At 47.3% G+C, this 18822-nt stretch carries 18 protein-coding genes and 1 riboswitch; of the genes, 10 read left to right on the forward strand and 8 right to left on the reverse strand.

The window, feature by feature from the left end:
• The first annotated feature begins 38 nt into the window (after positions 1-38).
• Genes lysS through GA520_RS13870 form a run of 3 tightly spaced genes read left to right on the forward strand, consistent with a single transcriptional unit; the run spans position 39 to position 3467 of the window.
• Complete coding sequence (gene lysS, locus GA520_RS13860) at positions 39-1568, forward strand: lysine--tRNA ligase (protein ID WP_163338320.1); 1530 nt, start codon at positions 39-41, stop codon at positions 1566-1568.
• Position 1569: 1 nt separating this feature from the next.
• Positions 1570-2796: a lipoprotein-releasing ABC transporter permease subunit gene (locus tag GA520_RS13865; RefSeq protein ID WP_163338319.1), complete on the forward strand. Its 1227-nt coding sequence runs from the start codon at positions 1570-1572 to the stop codon at positions 2794-2796.
• Positions 2793-3467 carry an ABC transporter ATP-binding protein gene (locus tag GA520_RS13870; protein WP_163338318.1) on the forward strand — a complete coding sequence of 225 codons (675 nt, stop codon included), beginning with the start codon at positions 2793-2795 and terminating at the stop codon, positions 3465-3467. Before GA520_RS13865 ends, GA520_RS13870 begins: the two co-directional genes overlap by 4 nt.
• A 253-nt stretch (positions 3468-3720) precedes the next feature.
• On the opposite strand, the gene GA520_RS13875 is transcribed toward GA520_RS13870, so the two are convergent.
• Positions 3721-5712 (reverse strand): AsmA family protein, encoded by a 1992-nt coding sequence (locus tag GA520_RS13875; protein WP_163338317.1) that lies wholly within the window; start codon positions 5710-5712, stop codon positions 3721-3723.
• 530 nt (positions 5713-6242) lie between these two features.
• A riboswitch (TPP riboswitch) is annotated at positions 6243-6346 on the forward strand.
• A gap of 120 nt (positions 6347-6466) precedes the next feature.
• Between GA520_RS13875 and thiC the strand changes: the two genes are divergently transcribed.
• The 4 genes from thiC to GA520_RS13895 all read left to right on the forward strand — a co-directional run bounded on the left by thiC (position 6467) and on the right by GA520_RS13895 (position 10824).
• Positions 6467-7756 carry a phosphomethylpyrimidine synthase ThiC gene (thiC, locus tag GA520_RS13880; RefSeq protein WP_163338316.1) on the forward strand — a complete coding sequence of 430 codons (1290 nt, stop codon included), beginning with the start codon at positions 6467-6469 and terminating at the stop codon, positions 7754-7756.
• Positions 7757-8016: 260 nt separating this feature from the next.
• A complete protein-coding gene (locus tag GA520_RS13885) occupies positions 8017-9978 on the forward strand; it encodes a response regulator (RefSeq protein WP_163338315.1) in 1962 nt (653 codons plus the stop codon).
• A 99-nt stretch (positions 9979-10077) separates the two neighbouring features.
• A complete protein-coding gene (locus GA520_RS13890; protein ID WP_163338314.1) occupies positions 10078-10632 on the forward strand; it encodes a sigma 54-interacting transcriptional regulator in 555 nt (184 codons plus the stop codon).
• Positions 10633-10686: 54 nt separating this feature from the next.
• Positions 10687-10824 carry a hypothetical protein gene (locus GA520_RS13895; protein WP_163338313.1) on the forward strand — a complete coding sequence of 46 codons (138 nt, stop codon included), beginning with the start codon at positions 10687-10689 and terminating at the stop codon, positions 10822-10824.
• 71 nt (positions 10825-10895) lie between these two features.
• On the opposite strand, the gene GA520_RS13900 is transcribed toward GA520_RS13895, so the two are convergent.
• Positions 10896-11474 carry a zeta toxin family protein gene (locus tag GA520_RS13900; protein WP_163338312.1) on the reverse strand — a complete coding sequence of 193 codons (579 nt, stop codon included), beginning with the start codon at positions 11472-11474 and terminating at the stop codon, positions 10896-10898.
• A complete protein-coding gene (locus GA520_RS13905) occupies positions 11474-11881 on the reverse strand; it encodes a ParD-like family protein (RefSeq protein WP_240910152.1) in 408 nt (135 codons plus the stop codon). Before GA520_RS13905 ends, GA520_RS13900 begins: the two co-directional genes overlap by 1 nt.
• Before the next feature lie 127 nt (positions 11882-12008).
• Here GA520_RS13905 and GA520_RS13910 point away from each other — a divergent pair, with 127 nt between their 5' ends.
• From GA520_RS13910 to GA520_RS13920, 3 genes are all read left to right on the forward strand, one after another.
• The gene (locus GA520_RS13910; RefSeq protein ID WP_163338311.1) at positions 12009-12608 is read left to right on the forward strand and encodes a hypothetical protein; all 600 of its coding nucleotides are present in this window, start codon (positions 12009-12011) and stop codon (positions 12606-12608) included.
• A 200-nt stretch (positions 12609-12808) separates the two neighbouring features.
• The gene (locus GA520_RS13915) at positions 12809-13738 is read left to right on the forward strand and encodes a YafY family protein (protein WP_163338310.1); all 930 of its coding nucleotides are present in this window, start codon (positions 12809-12811) and stop codon (positions 13736-13738) included.
• A gap of 118 nt (positions 13739-13856) precedes the next feature.
• Positions 13857-14228 (forward strand): VOC family protein, encoded by a 372-nt coding sequence (locus GA520_RS13920; RefSeq protein WP_163338309.1) that lies wholly within the window; start codon positions 13857-13859, stop codon positions 14226-14228.
• Between the two features lie 46 nt (positions 14229-14274).
• Here GA520_RS13920 and GA520_RS13925 read toward each other — a convergent pair whose 3' ends face one another.
• The 5 genes from GA520_RS13925 to GA520_RS13945 form a co-directional block, all read right to left on the reverse strand.
• On the reverse strand, positions 14275-14547 hold the full coding sequence (locus GA520_RS13925) for a hypothetical protein (protein WP_163338308.1): 273 nt from the start codon (positions 14545-14547) through the stop codon (positions 14275-14277).
• 915 nt (positions 14548-15462) lie between these two features.
• Complete coding sequence (locus tag GA520_RS13930) at positions 15463-16440, reverse strand: hypothetical protein (protein WP_163338307.1); 978 nt, start codon at positions 16438-16440, stop codon at positions 15463-15465.
• A 67-nt stretch (positions 16441-16507) separates the two neighbouring features.
• Complete coding sequence (locus tag GA520_RS13935) at positions 16508-16810, reverse strand: PqqD family protein (protein WP_163338306.1); 303 nt, start codon at positions 16808-16810, stop codon at positions 16508-16510.
• 25 nt (positions 16811-16835) lie between these two features.
• The gene (locus GA520_RS13940) at positions 16836-17687 is read right to left on the reverse strand and encodes a hypothetical protein (protein WP_163338305.1); all 852 of its coding nucleotides are present in this window, start codon (positions 17685-17687) and stop codon (positions 16836-16838) included.
• Positions 17688-17745: 58 nt separating this feature from the next.
• Positions 17746-18306 (reverse strand): hypothetical protein, encoded by a 561-nt coding sequence (locus tag GA520_RS13945; RefSeq protein WP_163338304.1) that lies wholly within the window; start codon positions 18304-18306, stop codon positions 17746-17748.
• Between the last annotated feature and the right edge of the window lie 516 nt (positions 18307-18822).

Raw genomic sequence — 18822 nt, forward strand, 5'->3', positions numbered from 1 at the left:
GCGTGCAGAAAGAAGATATCTCAAGGATGTAAGCCGTAATGACCAAAGACAACCAGACCATACAGCAGAGAAAGGAAAAAGCCGAAGCCCTCGCCGAACTAGGCGTTAAATTATACAGTAACAGCTTCAAGCCCGAAAACAAAGCGGCGGAACTCCTGCCTAAGGGTCAGACTCTTGAAGCCCAGCAACACGACGAGGAAGGCACATCCTACTCCGTTGCCGGGCGAGTCATGTCCATGCGTAAATTCGGCAAGGCTGCCTTTTTCCATATCTCTGACAAAAGCGGTCAGATACAAATATATGTTAAAAAGGATCAACTTGGTGATGAACTTTTCGCCCAGTTCAAGAAATGGGATGTGGGTGATGTAGTTGGTGTTGAAGGAACACTTTTCAAAACCAAGATGGGCGAGTTATCAATCCAGGCAAGCTCCATCACCATGATTGCCAAATCGGTACGGCCCCTCCCCGAGAAATGGCATGGTCTCACCGATGTGGAAACACGCTATCGTCAGCGCTATGTAGACCTTATTGTTACTCCCGAATCCCGGGAGACATTCAGGAAAAGGGTGGAGATTATCAGACTGGTTCGGGAATACCTCAACGGTTTGGATTTCATGGAGGTAGAGACCCCGATGATGCAGCCCGTACCCGGTGGTGCCACCGCAAAACCATTCAGGACACACCATAACGCCCTCAGTATGGACCTGTTCCTTCGTATTGCCCCAGAACTGTATCTCAAAAGGCTGTTGGTCGGCGGTTTCGAGAGAGTCTTTGAAATCAACCGCAACTTTCGGAACGAAGGGCTCTCAACCCGCCACAACCCTGAATTCACCATGCTGGAGTTCTATCAAGCCTACGCCACCTACCACGACCTGATGGACCTGACGGAAGACATGATCTCCTCAATTTGTGAGCAAGTCAACGGCACTATGCAGATCAACTATCAGGGTACAGAGGTCAATCTGGCACCTCCCTGGAAACGACTGACCATGGATGAAGCCCTGATCGAAGTGGGTGGTCTTGATGCTGAATTGCTACAGGACAACGAGGCGATTATCGCCCTGGCCAAGGAAAAAGGTATCAAACTGGAAAACCAGGCAGGACCAGGCAAGGCCAAAACAGAGCTTTTCGAATTGCTGGTAGAGGAAAAACTCATTGATCCGACCTTTATCACCTCCTACCCGACAGAGGTTTCACCCCTTGCCCGCCGTAATGAAGAGGATCCAGCGGTGACTGACCGTTTTGAGTTGTTTATTACCGGCAGGGAACTGGCCAACGCCTTCAGCGAGCTCAACGACCCGGTTGACCAGCTCGGGCGTTTTGAAAAACAGATTGCAGAACGTGGTGAAGATGATGAGATCCATCCAGAGCTGGATAAAGATTATGTCCGTGCTCTTGAATACGGCATGCCTTCCGCCGCAGGTGAAGGTATAGGTATCGACCGGCTCGTCATGCTGCTCACTGACGCGCCCTCAATCCGCGACGTTATTCTGTTCCCGCATCTTAAACCGGAAGCAGGAACCCAGGAAAAACAGACGGAGTCCGAGACAGCAGAACAGGACTCCTGATATGTATGAATGGTTTATCAGCCGGAGGTATCTTCGCGCCAAACATAAACAGGGCTTTATCTCACTGATATCGTTCCTCTCCGTGGTTGGCATAACCGTCGGAGTCATCGCCCTGATAGTGGTATTGTCTGTCTATTCCGGCTTCACCGAAGGGCTGCGCAACCAGATCCTCGGTATCAATTCTCATATCATTGTTCAGCAATTCGGAGGAGCCATCCCCCGGTACCACGAGGTGCGTGAACAGATCCTGACCGTAAAGGAGGTAACCGGCGCAACACCCTACCTTTATGCCCAGACGCTTGTCAGTTCGAGTGCAGGGGGAAACGGTGTCCAGTTGCGTGGCATCGATCCGGCAACCGCAGAAAACGTGCTCGGTCTTTCAAAGCAGATGATTTCCGGATCCATCCACGACCTTGATCAGGTTGAGGATACCAGGGTACCCTCCATCATCCTGGGCAAAGTCCTGGCAAGTGAACTGCGGGTTACCACCGGCAGCAGGATTCGCTTGATATCTCCTTCCGGACCACTGACGCCAATGGGTGTTATTCCCAAGGTAAAGACCTGCCGGGTAAGCGGTATTTTTGAAACAGGGATGTATGAGTATGATGCCACCCTTGCCTATATGGCCATTAAGGATGTTCAGAAATTCCTCGGTGAAGGCGACATTGCCCACGGCATTGAGGTGACAATCAAATATGACCTCCTCAACAAGGCGGATGTTGTCGGCAGAGTCATAGGCGAACATCTCGGGCCAGGATTTGTCATCAAGGACTGGATGTCGATGAACCAGAATCTCTTCGCCGCCTTTAAACTTGAAAAAATAGGCATGTTCATATGCCTGACCCTTATCATCCTCGTCGCCGCACTCAACATCATCAGTGCACTCATCATGGTAGTCATGGAAAAGGGGAGGGATATTGCCATACTTAAATCAATGGGAGCCACCTCCGGCTCTATTATGAAGATCTTTTTTCTGCAGGGTCTGGTCATTGGCATATCAGGCACTATTTTCGGGGTCCTCGGAGGTCTTGGCTTATGTGAGATCCTCTCCAGGTACAAGTTTATCGAGCTCCCCTCCAACGTTTATCCGATGACCACCTTACCAATCAAGGTCCTGCCGCTCGATGTGACAATCGTCGCTGTGAGTTCCATCATCATCACCCTGACCGCAACACTCTATCCATCCTGGAAAGCTTCAAAGGTCAAACCTGCGGAGGTGCTGTCATGACCGCCCTCTATGAAGCCCGTGCCCTCACAAAGGTATATACCGGTGGCGCAACGGATCTCACAGTCCTTGACGGCCTGGATATTTCCGTAAAAGCCGGGGAGATGGCAGCCATCATGGGCGCATCCGGCTCCGGCAAGACCACCCTTCTGCAAATCCTCGGGACTCTCGCAGAACCATCGTCCGGCGAATTGTTTTTTGAGGGAAAATCAGTATCGGAGCTCGAAGAGAAACAGCTCGCCAAATTCAGAAACAAGTCAATCGGTTTCATTTTCCAGTTTCACCACCTGTTGCCGGAATTCAGTGCTCTCGAAAATGTGATGATGCCCGCCCTGATAGCGGGTAAAAAAGGGAGTGAGATAGAAGCCGGTGCTCTTGGCCTGCTCGATCAGGTTGAATTAGGTAATCGTGCCAGTCATAGGGTTGGGGAGCTTTCCGGGGGAGAGCAACAGCGAACAGCTCTTGCACGGGCACTTATCATGAACCCGTCCCTGCTCCTTGCAGATGAACCGACAGGTAACCTCGACGCCCGCGCAGGCAACCTGGTATTTAATCTCCTGCAAGACCTTTGCCGCAAGAGGTCCCTGGCTGTCATCATGGTCACCCACAATATTGAACTGGCCAATCGAATGGATCGAACGTATCGGCTCCAGGATGGGAAGCTCACAGGATGAAATAAGAGTCGTTCCTTTTTTCTCTCTCTATCACCCTGTACGCCTTGACGAGCAATCTATCTCGTCCCATCCTAAAAAACTTCCCTTTTGGTCGAGACCTTCGTTATGCTCAGAATTCCATTCTCCGATAAGTAAGAAACAATACTCCAAGATATCTACCATATACCTGTGGGATTATTTTCCACCTGCCTCGATATCGAGCAAGCCACCTGGTTCCAGGTTGGTAACTAACCCGATTCGCGAAATATCAGGTCTAGAATTTAGGCAGCAGACTTTTCAACCCTTTTTTGAGCGTGTCGACCTGCTCTTTGGGAACGATTTTTTCCGTCAGGCCACTCTCTTCAAGTACTTTGTCCAGCCCTTCGTCAACCACCTGGCTTTTGACCATCTCCTCAACATCCGGACTGAATTCCGGCTCCTGAAACGTTCCGTCGACGATCACCGGGATCATCAAACCCGACCTCTTCAAGGTATCTCCCTGGCCAACGAGTGTTGCCACAAACTTCGGGTGGATACGCATATCCAGTTTTTCCTCAACGAGGTCAGCAGAGCCCTTGACCGTAATCCGTAATAACGGGGATTTTAGGGAGATATTTTCCGTAGAAAACAGGCCGTCTGTCAGCACAAAAGGGGCTTGCAGTTCTGCGAAATCTGTTTTGGGTTTTTGTTGTGCACCACTTCCGATAAAAGCTGTCTGGATATTTCTCACCATTCCCGCAAGATCAATGCCCACGATGGCCCCGTCCCGAAACATGAGATTTCCAGACCCGTTTAAACTCTTTTTAATCTCCTCAGGTGTATCGCCCACCAGGTCAAGTGATACACTTGATTCCAGGACACCCTCCAGTAAATCTTTATCGACAAAATCCTTTAACAAAGGGCCGACCATGATTCCGGATGTATTTACGTCGAGCTTTGTTTTCGGTTTGTCCCCCTGAACGTTCACGTGCACCATAGTTTCCACTTTACCCTGATAGAGATCAAAGGTAAGAGGTTCAAGGTTGAAAAGCCCGTCTCGACCTGTTAGCGAGAGATCTATGTTTTCAATACGTCCCCCATGCACTTTCAAACTACCCACCTTAAATGCACTTTCAAGAACCAGTGTCCGAAAGGGGCCGTAATCGACCACCTTCGGTGTTGTCCCAGCCTGTTCTTCTTCTCCCACAGCTTGTTCTTCACCTTTGGGTGGGAGATACCTGTCGAGATCGAGGGTGTCCATTTGGCCTTTAAACACCAGATGAGGCGGTGAAACCGAAGGCAGGCCACCAGTGAAGGAAACCGTAGAATCATCGAGTTTCATCTCACCGCTGTTGATTGCCAATTGCTGTTTGGAGCCCGAAATATCCAGTTTCAACGCCAGAGCACCAAGAGCAGATGGGTCACTGGTTTCAGGTATCAGTGCAGGATCAATTTTCCCAATCAGGGTCCGGGGAGAAAATTGTTTAACTTCCATCTGCACCTTAAATCCCAGCTCTGTGAACAGATTACTCAATACCCCTTTCACCTGGACTTCTAGCTCCTCGACCGCATGCAGAGAAATGTCAAATGGAACATCTTCCTGTCCCGGATTTGCCCCCAATGGACCGAACTGCCCCTGCAAACCGAACGGTTGACCATCAAATGCCACGTTGAACTCCATGGTAATCTGCTTATCAAAACTTATATCGGTCAACCGCAAGGTGATATCCGACACTTTCTTGGTAATTCCAGCCGCATTGTCAGTAAAGGTTACAGCACCGTTGACGATGGAGACTTCACCGACCACCAGTGATTTCAATCCGAAACCATCCGCTGTACTTTTAGGTTCCTCCGTTCTCTCCTGTACTTCTTCCTGCCCCGATGAGTTCCCCACAGACATCCAGTTCCCTATCCCCTGCTTTGTCGTCTCCAAATGGATTTCGGGACTGTCGAGAACTATACGGTCTATCACGACTTCTTTTGAGAGCAGCGGCATCACCTTGAGATGCGCTTCAAATAAAGCCAGTGTAACCATATCCCCAGCACTGAACCCCTCCGGGTTTCCTATACGCAAGTCTGAAAAAGAGAGACCCACCCAGGGAAAAAAGGAAAGTTGCAGATTGCCGCCAAGATGTACAGGTACACCGCTTGCCTCAGCCAGTTTGGCTTCAATCTGGGGTTTGTATTGTTCCACATCAATCAGCTTGGATACGACCACGACGGCCACGACGCCAAGAACGGCAATACCAAGAAATAGAAATCCGGCAATTTTCAGTAATTTTTTCATGCAGTCACTCCCCTTTTCGAACAGTTCACTATTTTTTAAATGATAGGGGCTGACGCCTGAATTGGCAAAGAAAAATCAATAATCCGATGAAAACTGGGTTCCGCCCTTCACTCTGCGTCGAACAATAACAAAGGCCCGATCAACAAATACGTAATCGGGGTTACTTATCAGTAATTCAATTATGTAATTCAATGTCTGAATCATCGAAAAGCACCTGATCTTATTCACTGTGAAGATATACCACTATGTCACATCATCTTGAATATATGTACTTTTCCCGAAACACACTATCATGAACTTTGCAATCACTTCAATATGGCACATTATATGCAATAAATAAAGTGTGTGACCCCAAGCACACTTTCAAAACATGACTCAGCCCCCCCCCATCGGGTAAGCCAGCGGAAGTACGGTTTGCCCGATTTCTTTTTTATGCCTCTTCACGTTACAACTACCATCTGTATCCTTTTTAAACGCCTTATAAAATAGGCGTTGACAAACATGGTCGATTCTAAATAAATAGACTCAGTTTAAATCACTGGGGGTGCTTTTATAGCTGAGAGAAGCGGAACGCTTCAACCCTTGGAACCTGATTCGGTTAGCACCGGCGTAGGGAAAGTGTTCAAAACAGGATTATTGTCTTCTCCCCTTTTCTATTCTTTTCCCTTTCCGTTCGCTCTGCACAGGTTCATTCAAGGGCATACAATACGCACCTCCTTCATTCAAAATGGTCAATTGAGTCAGGAGAAAGATAATGAACACTGCCTATACTACCCAGATGGATGCCGCCCGTAAGGGGCTTGTCACCCCCCAGATGGTACAGGTCCTGGAAAACGAAACTATCAGCCGTGAAGAGTTACTGGCACATGTGGCCGCCGGTCGGATTGCTATACCGGCAAATAAGCATCATCACTGCCTGAAAGCTGTCGGTGTCGGTCAGGGATTAAAGACCAAGATTAATGTCAATCTTGGCGTTTCAAAGGACGCCTGCTCCTTTGAGGCAGAGTTAAGCAAGGCCCATCTTGCCATGAAATATCAAGCAGATGCAATCATGGACCTTAGTGTTTCTGGTGACACTAAAGGATTCCGCAAGCGGTTAGTTAAGGAAATCCCTTTGATGATCGGTACGGTACCCATTTATGACACCCTCACCCGTACAGGCAAACCCACCGAACAGATAACCATCGACGAATGGTTCGAAACTGTTGAGATTCATGCCGCCAACGGAGTCGACTTTATCACCATCCATGCAGGCCTCACCTCCAAATGCATAACCAGCCTGAAAACCAATGAGAGACTCTGTGGCATGGTTAGCCGCGGCGGAGCCATCCTGTTTGAGTGGATGGAAAAAAATGCTAAGGAAAATCCATTTTATACCCATTTCGACAGACTTCTGGACATCTGCGAAGCACATGATGTCTGCATAAGCCTCGGAGACGGGCTCCGCCCCGGGGCTATCAAGGACTCCACCGATGCTCCCCAGATCCAGGAATTAATTACCCTCGGCGAACTCACCCGCAGGGCCTGGCGGAGAAATGTACAGGTCATGATCGAAGGCCCCGGACATGTCCCGCTGCATGAGATCGAAATGAATGTGCAGTTACAGAAAAAACTCTGCCACAATGCTCCCTTCTATGTTCTCGGCCCCCTGGTTACTGATATCGCACCGGGTTACGATCATATAACCTCCGCTATTGGAGGAGCGGTGGCTGCCATGCATGGTGCAGATTTTCTCTGTTATGTCACTCCGGCAGAACATTTACGACTGCCCTCTGCTGAAGATGTAAAGGAGGGAATCATGGCCTCAAAAATTGCCGCCCATGCTGGAGATATCGCAAAGGGACTGGCAGGTTCAGCCACCATCGACCACAAGATGAGTCAGTCGAGGAGCAAGCTTGACTGGGAAGGGCAATTCATGAACTCGCTTGATCCTGAAAAGGCCAGGGAATACAGAAATTCCTCCCAGCCGGAGGAGCAGGAGGTTTGTACCATGTGCGGTGATTTTTGCGCTGTTAAGAGGGTCAACAACCTACTGAATATCTAACAACCCTATTCCATGCCGGTAAAAGCTGAACTGATTTCTTTTGATGTTCAGCTACCGGTCTCAGGTTGCGTCTGTAAATCCTTCGAAGATACAGCAAGTGCCAGGAGATAAGTATTTGGCAAATATTTGGATAATTATTGGAAAAAGCCAACTGATCTAAAGTAAGCTAAGGGTAAATACTCTCAATACAGCACATTTTTTGCTTTACAGGACTTGTACTGTCAATTATCCGACTAAGGCACCGACAATCGGCTTATTTTATGAGTTCTTCTTCCACAACTTCAGTCATCCTTATCCTGGCCGGTGCCATCATCATGGCCATCAGCCTTACCTTTGCTCTGAAATCATCCCGCTTCCTGAAAGGGTTCGACAGCCGTGAGGCCCGAACCCTTAGCTGGTTCAACAGGATACACCACATACTCACATTCTTTTTCCTGCTTGGTTACCTGGCCGTATCCCTGGCAATTTATACTGGAACCGACGTTATTGGAGACCTGTTTGTTGCTCTTATATTCTTTTTAGGAGCCATTTTTGTTCTTCTCGGTGTCCGTCTCCAGATGTCCATGAGTGCCATGCTCAGAAAGCGATACATAATGGCCGAAGAGTCCACCGATGCCCTCCGGGCCGAACAGGAAAAGCTCATTACCACCAATAAATTACTGGAAAAAGAAATTATTGAACGGGAACAGGCCGAAACCAAGGCGCTTGAACGAGAAGCCCGAATCCAACAGATCATGTCCTCGTTACCCATCGGTATTATAATCATCGACTCAGAGCAATACACGGTGCACGATATCAACCCGTCTGCTGTATCGATGATAGGCACAACAAGGGAACGTATAATCGGGCAACCATGCCACTCGTTTATAAGAAGCGCAGATATAAAAAGCTGCCCCATGCGGTTGTCCGGCAAAGACATCTACCAAGATGAACAGTGCCTCATCTGCGAGGACGGTACCCAAAAACCGATTCTCAAAACGGTCAGCAAAATATACCTTGAAGGAAAACAGCAGTATCTTGAAGCATTTATCGATATCTCTGAGATCAAACACCTGGAAGACAAACTACAACGGGCACAGCGCATGGAAGTTATCGGCACCCTGGCTGGAAGTGTAGCCCATGATCTCAATAACATTCTCTCAGGGGTTATTAATTATCCGGAACTCATGCTGACGAATCTTGATAGGTCAGATCCAATGTGTAAACCACTTGAGACGATAAAAAAATCAGGTCAGCGAGCAGCAGTGATTGTCCAGGATCTTCTCACCCTGGCCCGGCAGAATGTTGCGATCAAAGAGGTTGTTAACCTCTCGACTATTGTCGGGGACTATATGAACAGCCTGGAATACGCCCATCTCTGCAATCGTTACCCTGACGTTACATTTCGACTTATCGAAAAGGAAAAGCCATTTGCAATTGAAGGTTCAGCAGTACATTTGGGCAAGATGTTGATGAACCTTATCACAAACAGTGCTGAGGCAATCTCCAAAAAAGGTTTTGTAGAGATTCTGTTGGAAAATAAATATCTGGACCTGCCCATCCCGGGCTACGACTCAGTAAATGAAGGAGAATACGCCATGCTTATCGTCCGGGATGACGGGATCGGTATTCCGGCAGAAAATATCGGGAAGATATTCGAACCGTTCTACACCAACAAGGTAATGGGGCAGAGCGGTTCCGGCCTCGGCATGCCGGTCGTCTGGTCTACCGTCAAGGAACACGACGGATATATCCAGGTCAACAGCGCGGAAGGGGAAGGCACCGAGTTTAAAATATACTTCCCAGCCACCCAGAGAGAGATTATTTCCGAGAGCGAGTATGATGCAGCCGATCTGAAAAGAGGAAACGGTCAGGCAATACTGGTAGTAGATGACCTCAATGTCCAGCGTGAAATTGCCTCCTCCCTTCTCACCTACCTCGGCTATATTGTCCAGACCGCAATGAACGGTGAGGCGGCTGTAGACCTTCTTGAAACCAAGAAATTCGACCTGGTCCTTCTGGACATGATAATGGAGCCGGGAATTGACGGCCTGGAAACATTTCGCCGAATTATCACCAGACAACCGGACCAGAAAGTGATACTTGTATCTGGCTATGCAGACGTCTCACGGGTAAAGCAAATGAAGGAACTCGGCCTGGACAGCCACATTAAAAAACCATACACCCTCAACAGCCTTGCAGAAAGCGTTCATATGGTGCTTCACCAGACCGATCCTCATTAAGAAAACCAGGTGCCATAACACGTAAGCATTTTTTAACAATCTCTTATCTTATAGCTTACAAAACTACATTATCATACCATTGATGCCTGATATAGAGATATGTCCTACATCGCGCCTGCCTCATTGCTCCCCCGGTCGTGTTCATCGCATGGCAGAGCATATAAGATCTCTATTACTTCAAAAGGTTTGGCCCTTCGGCGGGGTGATGGAGGCACCCTTTTCCTTGATGAAGTGGGTGAATTGTCAGCCCAGGCACAGGTCCGCTTACCCAGGGTGCTCCAAGAGCTTGTGGTGGAACGGGTGTGCGGAAATAAGTCTATCCCCGTCGATGTCAGAATAATCGCTGCGACCAATCGTCCTCTGGAAAACATGCTGCAAGATGGGGACTTTCGTGAGGACCTTTTCTACAGGCTGAATGTCTTCCCCATTAAGCTTCCGCCACTGCGGGAAAGAAAAGAGGACATTCCTCTCCTGGTTCATGCCTTCATCCATGAATATGCAAAGCATATGAAACTCTCCCGCGAGATCAACATTGACAGCAGTTCGTTGACCAGGCTGGAACAATACTCCTGGCCGGGCAATATCAGGGAATTGAAAAATATCGTTGAGAGAGTCCTCACGATAAACAGTACAGGTTCTGTAGATCTGGCATGACACCTGCCCCAGGATAAAGGCTGGTATCTGTCCGACAAGGAAAAAGACGGCTATTTGAAAAAGCTGATCAAAGAGCAGCTCCATGAGGTACTGGCAAACGATATGATAAGGGCTCCGGAAAAAACTATCGATAAACGAGCCCTGAAGGAGGAAGAGCCGGATGAACTGCTCTCCCTTGATGAGATGACCTGACCATATTGGCAAAGCTGGCATTGCCCATGGTGAAAAGCCTCACTGGCAAAAAAGTAATTTGTCCCCTGATTTTACGTGGGGAGCAAATCTTTCGCCCATTCAGGAAGAGGATTTGTTTTAAGCTCAAAGGTTCCGGATTTCATCACTATGATCTGCTGAAATGGATTATCCCGGGATGAATTATCCATTATTCTTGCTTCTTCAACGAGTGACAGGGCGGTTTTGACGTGTTGCAACGTTCTTGGTATCCGCGAATGAATTTTCTCTGGCGGAACGCTGTGCCCCCCTTCAGAGACACGCTGCCGAACTCGAGCCTCATTCAGACTTGAGTCCACTAAATGGATATACACCAGAGTGATTTGATAGCCATTGGCTTTTGCCTGGGCAAGAAAATCTATCTTGGAGGGATGGGAGAAGACAGTCTCAAAACAAAATGAAATTCCCTGAGAGAGTAGATCTTCTCTGATTTTTGCAGCGAGGGTTGCGGCCTGGTAACTTATGGCTTCCTGATTTTTCGTATCTAAATCCTGAGCTATAAGATCCGCATTGACAAACCTGATGCCATATCGGGCGAGATACAGGTTGTAAAATGTTGACTTACCCGCACCATTTCCGCCAGCTAACACCCAGAGTTGTCTCGGGTTCGTCATTAGATTGCCTTGAATTCACCATTTTTAAATGAACCTGTCTGTCTCTCTTTAGTGATGGAATCTACGCGATCAAGGTAACCCGGATGTTCAAGACTTGCCTCATAGTACACTTTCGCACCTGTAACTTTTTCAGCAAGGAGACCATTACGTCTGTCGTTTTCGAGATTGTTGAACAGAGCATCGGCATCAATGGGAATTGACTGACCTACTGCCGGGATTTCGAGTTTGATCGTTTTTATGCCTTGAGAGACGGCATAAGCATCTGTAATATCTAATTTGGACGAAATCGCTTTCCCTAATTTTGCCCAATATTCAAGTTGCTTAGCCTTTGATCTATTCTGAATTCTGGCTTCACGCTCTGCCTGAAGTGCCAAGTCCTGGTCTATTCTTAATGATACAGTGCCCATAATGACCTCCTGTTTTTGATGCAGCAAGCATCAAAGTGATGCATTATGCCACAATTTAGTCCTAATTTGTCGCTATGTCAATAACAGTCTCATTTGGTGCTGGGAACAGGCTGGATAAACAGGCAATGTGTTGGGGCATGTCCTGCTGGCGGAAAAATTGCTGAAACAGAAGATGTTGACCAAAGTTGGGCTGTATGTCAGCTCAGAAGCAGCAAGGGGAATTCCAGGAATGGATGAACGCCCGATTTTAACCACTTCATCAGTGAATGAATTTGCAACTATCGCAGACGGGTTCTTTTTTACATCGCATTCGGATTCAATAAAACCGTATGCTCCGGTCAAATACATGGGTGCCCTGTGGATGTCTTCACTTGCCCGTCAATATCCGGATGTGAGACTCATTACTATGAGTCCGGGAGGAACAGCAGGTACAGAAGTCACGAATTCTACTTCGTCATTTAAATCGCTCATGTTCAAACTGGTGATAAGAGTGATGTGTCTGGTTGGAAAAATGCACAAAGTGGAAGTCGGAGCAAAACAATTTGTCGATGGTTTACTGGATCAGTCGTATAAAAGCGGTGTGTTTTACGCGAGTAAAGAAGGTATCACGGGGCCAGTCGGAGATCAGAGCGAAATTTTTACTGACTTGGCCAACGAGACTATTCAGGACAATGCACGTGAAGCTGCACAATTCACAGATTTTTATAACAACAGCGTGTGTCCCTAAAGATAGCTCCCATTGGTGCTTTGCAGTGCTCATACTGAGGAATTATAGATTTAACGCGAAAATTGTACAGTAGTTCGCCACCTTCTCTTCCTTACAGATCTTCTTAGCGATGAATTTTCCGCAATTATGGACTATATGAAAGGTTTTCACATCTGGTTTACTACATACCCCTCATATTTTTTTCCGTAGAAGATTGTCTTATGAAGATAGAACGATTACTGGCGATTATTGTCCTCCTTCTCAATCGTCGGAGGATAACAGCCAAGGAGCTGGCAGAGCGTTTCGAGGTGTCGATCCGCACAATTTATCGCGATATTGCCTCCCTGAACGGAGCGGGTATTCCAATTATCACCAGTCAAGGGTATGAGGGTGGTCTCGCAATCCCTGAAAGCTACAAATTGAGCCGGCAGCTTCTCACCCCGCGGGATCTGGAGGCTATGATCTCTACCTTGCAGGGTGTCAATCAGGGAATGGTGCACAAGGATTTGCAGCGGATCATTGAGATGCTTGTCAGTCTCCTGCCTAAAGACGACGACGCGAGACTACCCAGGCGACAGCCTTCTTTTGTTGTCGATCTCACCCCCTGGGGTCCAATGGAAACCCCTAATCAGACTATGCAAATAGTGCAGCGGGCTGTCGACGATACACACCTGTTGGCTTTCAGCTACAAAGATGCTTCCGGCAGAAGCACCAGTCGCATAGTGGAACCCCATACACTGATTTATAAAGGCTACGCCTGGTACCTCCTCGCTTACTGCAGGCTACGAGGTGATTTTAGAGTTTTTCGTCTCTCACGCATTTCAGGCCCTCGCCTTGCCGAGGGCTCGTTCCTCGTCCGCGACCCTGGTGATATCCATCGTTTTTTTCAATTTAATTATGGCCCTTCACAGGCTGTTGTTCTACGCTTTTCTCCAGCGGTACGCACCAGGGTTGAAGATTCTTTTCCAGGTGCTGAGCTGGATTGTGGTGAAGACGGTTATATCACTGCTCGTCTCGAATTGCCCGATGATCCCTGGATCCTTGCTTTTATCCTGGGGTTGGGCGCTGATGCAGAAATTATTGAACCGGACAGCTGGCGACAAGCTGTAAAAGAAAATCTCGCTAAAATGAAAAATCTTTACGAAACTTGACATACTGTTGTCACGGGCCATGTTTATCCTTACGGCAAGGGATTCGGGAATACTTTCCGAATGCAAAGTGTAGCGATGTGATTCGCGTTGCTATATCATTCTCAAACAGGAGCAAGCAATGAAGACTAATCCCGTTGTCTGGTTTGAAATTTATGTTCAGGATATGCCGAGAGCAAAATCTTTCTACGAAAAAATGTTGAATCTGGAATTGACAGAGTTGCCGAACGAGGGCATGGAAATGTTCACGTTTCCAATGCTTGAAGACGGCCCGGGGGCTATGGGTGCCCTGGCGAAGATGGAGGGCTGTCCCTCAGGCGGTAACAGTACTCAGGTCTATTTTGCCTGTGACGACTGTGCAGTTGAAGCGGCCCGAGCCAAAGAGCATGGCGGGCAAATTTTAAAAGAGAAATTCTCCATCGGGGAACATGGCTTTATTGCTATGGTTATTGATCCTGACGGCAACGTGATCGGTTTGCATTCTATGCATTGACGGTCAGCTGTCATATATTGAGCTCTAAACAATTGACCATCGAGATTCATTCGTCGATTGAAGCGTTTGCGTACAGGCCATTAAAAAGCCTCATCACTCGAACCAGATTGCCCAGAGGCGTCTGTACAAGAAGATGGTAGTGGTTGGACATCAGGTAATAAGCAGGGACTCTGAGACTAAACATCTCAGATGTCTCCTGCAGAGGGGAGATAAACATCTCAAATTCTACTGCCTCAAAAAAAGTATTTCCCTCTCGCCTTCCACCGTTCATCAATTGATACCAGGCCTCAGGATCTTCTATTCGCAAAGGTCTTGTCATAACAAAAAACTGTCCAATTTCAATTGAGGGCAACAGCTCTAAACTGAATCTGTCCCTTTTTTGTAATGTGAGTACTCGCTACCAGCTCGTAATACCTGAACAGTAGGAATTTCAAATCTATTTTGCCTCAAAACAGGTACTTGTCAGATCACGTCGTACCTACTACACTGAGAAATCAGTCGATCTACATACTACAGATATTTGTAACTATATGAACAATTTAGAAAGTTCCCCCTGCGACTGCTACCTTGTCAATGGGCCATCAAAGGAAAGGGCTAGATTCTTACATGGACACATTGCTGATAACCACGTTTCATATACCTCTTCTACCGGATGAGACCGTCACAAGACCACGCCTCAGCAACAGGCTGTCATCCACGACAAAAGTGTCCCTCATTTGCGCACCAGCCGGATGTGGCCATTGCATTTTGTGACTGGCTTTTCAACAGTGCCACAGTTTTACGAGAAAGGGCCGAGGTTGCTGAGATGTTAAAAAATCTTACGTACGAGCATAGTCCTGAGATAAGGGAAATATATGTAACAAAGCTGAGCAAATTCGTCGCGAGCATTGATTCAACCCTCTCATCCGAACTTGTTAAAAAGTATATAAACCGTAGTGGCAGTGAATTATGGCCATGGGAGTGAATGCCTGCAGGTGATTGGTGATTAGAATTCACTTTTTCAGACAACTCTGAAATAGGAGTCTTCCAGGTCCAATCCTCCGGTCAGCACACGCCTACCCAAACCTATCAAGATCAAGACGGCAACATTTTCACCCATACTCCCGGCAATAGTCCCAATATGCCTGTCATAGAATTGAACCGACACCTTAATGGGAAAATGGTACTGTTTCAAGAATTACAGAACGTTAAAATGTTCAATTTGGCAAGATAACGTGTAGGATAATCGGGAATTCTAAATCTGTGGGACATTCCATTTATTTTCGACACCCTTGCATGCTACTCCATAATATTTTTCTCTTTTTCCTTCTATGATCAAGGTCTGTTGATATTGTCGGCAAGTGGTTCGATCGTTCCTCTGAAATGTCTGCATCTGAGTCATATCCATTTGTACAACTCCGGAGCCGGAATGCCAGGCATGCGTTACACCCTCCTGACTAGTCTGTAAACTGTTCTGAAAAAAACGATCCATTTCAACTCTATCCGAGTCTGATATACCATCCCTTTCAAGCACAGGTAGTATAGCTGCCAAGCGTTTTCTTGTCACCCGTCTGTCCTCCCCGCGATATTCCCTTTCATACGCAACCCAATGGTTAATCTCGGGGGCATAGTACCAGGCACGGTATTCACGTGCAAATGCCGTACTGCTTGAATTTTTCCCTGAAAACCGTGCACAAGCCACCTTCAATGTGTCGAACTTGCCAGCTGGCACTGTCACCTTGGCATCGCCTTCAACTTCGCATGACCAGTATGCACGGTAAGTTCTAAACGGTCCTCCTTTAGGATGCCATTTGTTGATTTCGAAATATCCTGAAGTTTTTCCAACTGAAAGAGGCCAAAGGGAATAGGCCTTTCGGCCGAAAACGAATTGAGCGTGTTCAAAAGTCCTCGTACCTTCGTGAGTTTTGGATTCCCAACTTAAGGGCCTGAAGGTAAAATCGTGGCTCCCGACAGATCGATCCCCCCGGTGATTCAGCCATTGCACAGAGTCTTTATCTACATTTTCCACAGTGTCCCACCTGCCACTTGCATAAACAAATACAGTTCCTGGAATATAGGTAGGTAAGTCCAGAATCCCCTGGGGAGCTGCATCTTGCACTGACCGAGTAGTAGCCACAGGATTGGTGCAGCCCGCCATGACACCAGACCCTGCGATAAGAAATATAATCAGGCCACGAATAGCCTTGTTTAAGATTTGACCTTTTCTGAACATGATTAGTCCCTCTAGAGTTGGTTAAGGATGTTAAAACACGAACAGGCAACGCCTTCAACTGAAGCGATTACCGTTCAGCTTGTAAGAAAACAAGCCCCATATCGTTAAGTTTTCCGATCAGTTCGTACACATCTTTTTCGACTTGTTTCTTTGCAACGCCGGGAAAGGCTGCTGCCAACACTTGTATGATCTCCACAGGGGATTTCGGTTGTTCAAGTAAACGCCAAACTGCAGCCCCGATGGAGTTCAGATTGAAGATGGTTCCAGCCTGTTCATCCATGAGTAAGAGTTCGTCATCTATGCACCGTTCTTTGACATCAAGAGTCCTTTTTGTGATTATTGTTACATCATCGAGTTTCATTTTGACCATTGGAACCGGTTAAATTTATTCACGTTCATGGGCTACCAAATCTTTTCATGAGGAGGTTTGCTCCGGATTCCACGTCTTGGTAGGTGAGGTGGTAGCAATCGGAATTGTCAACTAATGAAGTAACCCTGTCCACGATGTCTGTTGGACTCGTTTCCCTGGCGAAATTCCTAAGAATTATTTCTTTAATCACTGTTTTTCGCTGAGCCGGTTTCAGCACAGGATCGCAAGTCGATTCTCTTTTGAGCATGATAATGCCCTTAATGGGAGAAATTGTTCCGTAAGGTACCAATTCGGAGTCATTAAGCTTCAGGTAACAGTACCGCATGTTTCTGATAGAGCTACGATCTCGCACAAAATTTCTGAACGATTCATTTAGGTTGTCTGGCAAAGGTAGCCTGATTCTTGGAAGTAAACCGGTTGCCATACCAGCGTTCTGATCAGGAGTGATGAGCAGGGCGTCATCTGTGTAAAGGCAAGCTCCAAGATAGCAAAGGTACGCTGACAGTAACGATTTCCCTCCCCTGTAAGTCACCGGCAGAATATATAACCCATCACCAAACTCCACCGCCGCGCAGTGAAAGCAGAGGGCACCGGGAATTGACCCAACCAGCCCGTGCATTAGATCAACAGTAAGATCGCAAACAGCATCTATTGGGTCTTTGAACACTACTGGTGCCGCTAACCAAGCTGATTCACGAATATAAGAATAGGCAGCCCGGCTGATTATAATTTGAGGAACAATTGGTTGAACTAATTCGATACGTTGAATGTCGACACCACGGGAGATTTCTTCCAACAGTTCAGTAATATTTGCACATCCCTTAAAAAATACGGGTTGTAATAGATTGCCATACTGTAGATATATGGACCCGTTCATCTGTACACTCAAGCAGGTTATCTCGCTTCTTTAGGTTTCCAGAGGAACCAGCTACTGGCTAAATATTGTCATTCGATGAACTTGCCTCGACATTAAATACATTAAAAAGATTACCACTGTCTGATGAATCCTCGAACAAGCTGTCCCGATCATCTGAACCAAGTGATTCTCCTGAGCTGTCACCGGAACCACTCGAACCACCAGATCTGTCACCGGAACCACTTGAACCACCGGAGCTGCCACCGGAACCACTCGAACCACCGGAGCTGTCACCGGAACCACTCGAACCACCGGAGCTGTCACCGGAACCACTTGAACCACCGGAGCTGCCACCGGAACCACTCGAACCACCGGAGCTGTCACCGGAACCACTCGAACCACCGGAACTGTCACCGGAACCACTCGAACCACCGGAACTGTCACCGGAACCACCAGAGCTGCCACCGGAACCACTAGAGCCACCGGAACTGCCTGATTTAGCATATGCTTCACTTAGAGTTAGAAGCGTCGGAGCAATATAGATTGCCGCCACAGCTAAACCAAGTTTAGCGAGGGCTTCTCTTCTTGTAATATCTTGTTTTGATGTGCCTGAACATAAAAGTATTCGGGACGGTTTCATGTGATCTCCTTCCTGTTGTGTAAAGCCCGTGACGTATCTTAACATTACCCATTAATTCATATGGTCCTTACATAATTAGGTAAAGCTAATATAGTTCCACGATTCTCACTTGTCAAGAATGCCTGGTTTGCGGGATTGCACTACTAGATGAAATCGTAAGAGACCTTTGCCGTTATTACCTTCAGAAGAAGGTGTATGACAATAGAGTCAGTAATTTTTGATAATTTTTAAAAAAGATCACTCTGTTTGAGTGTGATACATATCATGTGGCGCGAAAGTGAAAATCCCCACAGCAAATGAGAGAAACAGGAGCAAATCATATAGTGGCTCAGAATCAAAATCGCCCAGACGCGCAATCAAGGCACTTCAGGGCTCATCCCCCCCCTCCCCCCCGCATGTCCTCATGGTCACCCGGAACATCGGAATCAATACTTACCTAGGAGCATGTCGGAGAATTGCCATTTTGGCTCAGATCGAGACAATTGCAGAAAATTCAGCACAGGCATAGAAGTGATA

It is taken from the genome of Desulfopila sp. IMCC35008, assembly GCF_010646885.2.
Taxonomy (GTDB): domain Bacteria; phylum Desulfobacterota; class Desulfobulbia; order Desulfobulbales; family Desulfocapsaceae; genus Desulfopila.